At 59.7% G+C, this 3,407-nt stretch carries 6 protein-coding genes; 1 reads left to right on the forward strand and 5 read right to left on the reverse strand.

Annotated elements, in window-relative coordinates; translation table 11 throughout:
- The 3 genes from ACH2EH_RS18550 to ACH2EH_RS18560 all read right to left on the reverse strand — a co-directional run.
- The coding region (locus ACH2EH_RS18550; protein ID WP_395143950.1) for a hypothetical protein at positions 1-692 on the reverse strand (692 nt) is incomplete at its 3' end.
- Complete coding sequence (locus tag ACH2EH_RS18555; protein WP_395143952.1) at positions 689-982, reverse strand: RNA polymerase sigma factor; 294 nt, start codon at positions 980-982, stop codon at positions 689-691. The genes ACH2EH_RS18550 and ACH2EH_RS18555, both read right to left, overlap by 4 nt.
- Positions 983-984: 2 nt before the next feature.
- Complete coding sequence (locus ACH2EH_RS18560) at positions 985-1,194, reverse strand: hypothetical protein (protein ID WP_395143954.1); 210 nt, start codon at positions 1,192-1,194, stop codon at positions 985-987.
- Between the two features lie 143 nt (positions 1,195-1,337).
- Here ACH2EH_RS18560 and ACH2EH_RS18565 point away from each other — a divergent pair, with 143 nt between their 5' ends.
- On the forward strand, positions 1,338-2,465 hold the full coding sequence (locus ACH2EH_RS18565; RefSeq protein WP_395143956.1) for a S1C family serine protease: 1,128 nt from the start codon (positions 1,338-1,340) through the stop codon (positions 2,463-2,465).
- 3 nt (positions 2,466-2,468) lie between these two features.
- Here the strand turns inward: ACH2EH_RS18565 and ACH2EH_RS18570 are convergent, their stop codons facing one another.
- Positions 2,469-3,056 carry a hypothetical protein gene (locus tag ACH2EH_RS18570; protein WP_395143958.1) on the reverse strand — a complete coding sequence of 196 codons (588 nt, stop codon included), beginning with the start codon at positions 3,054-3,056 and terminating at the stop codon, positions 2,469-2,471.
- Between the two features lie 10 nt (positions 3,057-3,066).
- The coding region (locus ACH2EH_RS18575) for an HAD family hydrolase (RefSeq protein WP_395143959.1) at positions 3,067-3,407 on the reverse strand (341 nt) is incomplete at its 5' end.

The raw sequence follows: 3,407 nt of genomic DNA on the forward strand, positions 1-3,407 counted from the left end.
GTGGTGTCGTAGTCGGCGACAGGCTGGAGGTTGTCTCCGTACCAGGGGAGGCCTTGGTGGCCATCGGGCATGACACGCACACTGGCCCCGGCAGGCACAAGAACCGTCCGCTTTTTTTGATCCACCATCTCCACATACCCGGACGTGACCGTGAGGACTGAGCCGCTCCGACGGCGAAAAACGCCCAGCCAGCGCTCCTCATTGACGATTGTGAGGGAGTACTCACAGCCCATATCGGTCGCTGTGGCCGAAGGCGTCTCGACGACAAAGAGCCGGGGAGGTGCCGTAACTTTCGCCCTCAGGCTGCCGGATTCGAGAGCAAGCCGCTGCCGACCGGGCCGACTCTCCAGAATGCGGGCACGGCTCCCCGGAGCGAGCTGTAGCGTCCCTATCCCCGGTGCGGCCAGTGTGAGTGGGTTGCGTGCAGCCTCCAGTGTCTCGCCAATAGCCACCACGCGGTTGTTCGAGCGCCAGTCCGAGAGCACTGTCTTAGTCTTAGGGCGTAAAAGTAGAGTCAGTCCGAGTACGGCGGCACTCGTGACGAGAGCTAGGCCAAAAAGACGATTTGGAAACGCCTTTTTGCTTCGTTTATTTTCCACACGTTCCCAGAGCCCTGAGGGCGCGGAGGTGATTTGGGCCGCTTCTTCCAGCAAACGTTTGCTAGTCGGTGTCTCGGGCAAATTGTCGTTCATGGTGCGATCTCCTCCTCTCCCAGGCAGGTCGCGAGGCGTTTGAGGCCCCGGTGCAGCCGTGTGGCGACGGTTCCTGGAGGGCAGCCAAGCACCGTCGCGATTTCCTCGTAGCTCAACCCCTCGAAGAAGCGCAGCAAGATCGGAGCCCGTAGGTTCTCTGGCAGGCTCTCTATGGCCTCATGGAGCTCTCGGCGAGAATGAAAGTCCGGCGAGGCGACTTCTGGCTGCGGCTCTACAGTAAGCCTCTGGACGCGCTGGCGGCGGCGCTGCTCATCACGGCAGATATTCACGGTCACGCGGTGCAGCCAGGTGGTGAGCTTTGCCTCGCCGCGAAACTGCCTGAGAGCCGCACAAATACCTCCTGAGCCGCATCCTCTGCCGCCGCCTGGTCCCCGTTTAGGCAGACGAGCGCCACGGTGAAGACTCGGTCTTTGTGGGCATCAAAGACACGCTTCAGATCGGGGCAACCCGCTCGACGGCGGGTAAGAAGCTCAGCCAGCATGGTGATTTGTTTCTTAGACGTCTTCTACGCGTGATTTCTTTCACTTCGGCTGGACTTTAGGGAACTTTGTTTTTTGGCTTGCGTATGAATTTTTGGCTTGTGTATGAAAAAGAACCATATTCAAAGAACAGAAGGAGTATAAAATGATGTCATGTTTTCGTCTTACTGGCCCCGTCGCCACTCTGGGAACGCTTTTCCTGGGCGCTCTTGCGGGGGCCTGTGTTACGGGGCGCTCGGGCGGAGTAGCGGCACTGCTTCCCGGCAAGCTGGCGGTGGCGGCACCGCCCTACTCCGCCGAGAAAGAGCCGATTGTGCAGGCAGCTCGGATTGCGGCCCCCTCGGTGGTGGCGATTGACACCACGGCACGCCAGAGCCGGACAGTGTTCGATAGCCGTGAGGACTGGTTCTACGGCCGGGGGCGGCGTGAGACGCAAGAGGTGCCCAGAGGCTCCGGTTCCGGGATCTTGCTAGAGGGTGGCTACATCTTGACCAATCAGCACGTCGTGGGAGACGCGGTGCAGACCGGTGGGAAGATCACGATTGCGCTTGCCGATGGCCGGACGTTTGTGGCACAGGCGGTGGGTGCGGATCGGGCGACGGATGTGGCGCTTCTCAAGGTGCAAGATCCTCAGCGTCTGCCCGCTGCGCAGCTCGGGGAGAACGACACTCTCCAGCCGGGGCAGACCGTACTCGCGATTGGCAACCCGGTGGGTCTCTCGCACTCGGTCTCGGCGGGCGTTGTCTCGGCGCTGGGGCGGCCTCTTGTGATGGAGGAGCGCACCTACGAGAACTTGATCCAGACCGACACGGCGATCAATCCGGGCAACTCGGGTGGGGCGCTGGTGGATTTGGGGGGCAAGGTGGTCGGGATTAACACTCTGGTGCGCTCCGATGCACAGAATATTGGCTTCGCAATCCCGATCAAGACCGCCATGCAGATCGTCGAAGAGCTTAAACGCAACGGGAAAGTGCGTCGGCCTTTTGATGGGATTGTGCCCACTGAACTTACCGCACGTCTGTCACGGATGCTTCAGCTTCCCGAGGGCACTGTGGGGCTTGTGGTGCGAGCGGTCTACCGAAGCTCTCCTGCGGCACAGGCAGGTTTGCAACAAGGGGACGTGCTTCTGAAGCTCGCCAGTCAGGCACTCACGGATGAGTCGAGCTACCGACGCATCTTGAATGGACTGAGAATCGGGCAGGAGATCGAGGTGATTTTTCTGCGCGATGGCCAGCAAGCGACGGTGCGTCTGCGTCTTACGGAAGCGCCCTGATCGCTAATTATCGTCTTCGTTTTCAGTGTTTTCTGCGTGGGGCTTCTGGCGGCTATTCCACTCTTCTGCAAGAGCGCGTAGCTCCTCAGGGAGCCCCGTTTTCTTGGGGGAGGGAGCAGGCAGGGGCAGGGGACGGGTCCAGCCATCGGGCAGGCGGTCGTTCTCCCAGCGGTTACGCGCCCGCACTCGTAGCTCCCGTAGAGCGTCGTTGTCCTCCTCCGTAGACTCGAAGTGAAGCTCCACCGCTTCGCCCCGCGACTCTTTGTAGACAGCCTCCGCGATAGAGACATAGAGGACATCGCCGCGCTGGACACTGGCTCCGGATGCAAGATCTGGATGTCCGATCGTGCGGGCAGGCTCCCGTTTTCGTGAACTGCTCACAATGACTAACCCTCCTGGTGTTGCTTGAAACTGCTCTCTTTGCTCCGGAGCCCCTCTTGTGCTCCGGTTTTCTCCCACCCTAACGAGCTGTCCTCCTACCACGATAGCCAGTCTTCGTGGCGGAGGAAGCACGATCAAACCCGCCGGTCCCTGATCCGGTGTCCAGAGGCGTGGAGCAAGAAGCTCCAACAGGCTTGGGCGTGCTAACATTACTTTATCTCTAGTATCGGCGACCTTGTGCAGGAATGCAAGGCCTTTTTGTTTCCTGGAGAGGAGGGAGGTGGAGTAGTTCCTCCAATCGGGAGATGGAAAAGGCTGCCTCAAGACAGGATTCCGTACCTAAATAGACACTGATCCAGCCTGCCGTGTTCGCTCCCGCTACATCTGCACCAGGGGAGTCCCCAACAAACAAAAGTTCACTAGGACTCAACTTAAGCTGCTGTGCCGCATACGCGAAGAGCAGTGGATCGGGTTTAGGAGCCCCAAAGTCAGCGTCCGCGATAACTACACTGAAGTAGGCTGTCAGCCCGGCCTGAGCGAGTTTTTCTCGCTGTATATGTG

Source organism: Armatimonas sp., assembly GCF_043760365.1.
Classification (GTDB): domain Bacteria; phylum Armatimonadota; class Armatimonadia; order Armatimonadales; family Armatimonadaceae; genus Armatimonas.

Bases quoted from the DNA above. Each gene is read 5' to 3' on its own strand.
- ACH2EH_RS18570 (WP_395143958.1), bottom strand. From the start codon at position 3,056: ATGTTAGCACGCCCAAGCCTGTTGGAGCTTCTTGCTCCACGCCTCTGG.
- ACH2EH_RS18560 (WP_395143954.1), bottom strand. From the start codon at position 1,194: ATGCTGGCTGAGCTTCTTACCCGCCGTCGAGCGGGTTGCCCCGATCTG.
- ACH2EH_RS18565 (WP_395143956.1), top strand. From the start codon at position 1,338: ATGATGTCATGTTTTCGTCTTACTGGCCCCGTCGCCACTCTGGGAACG.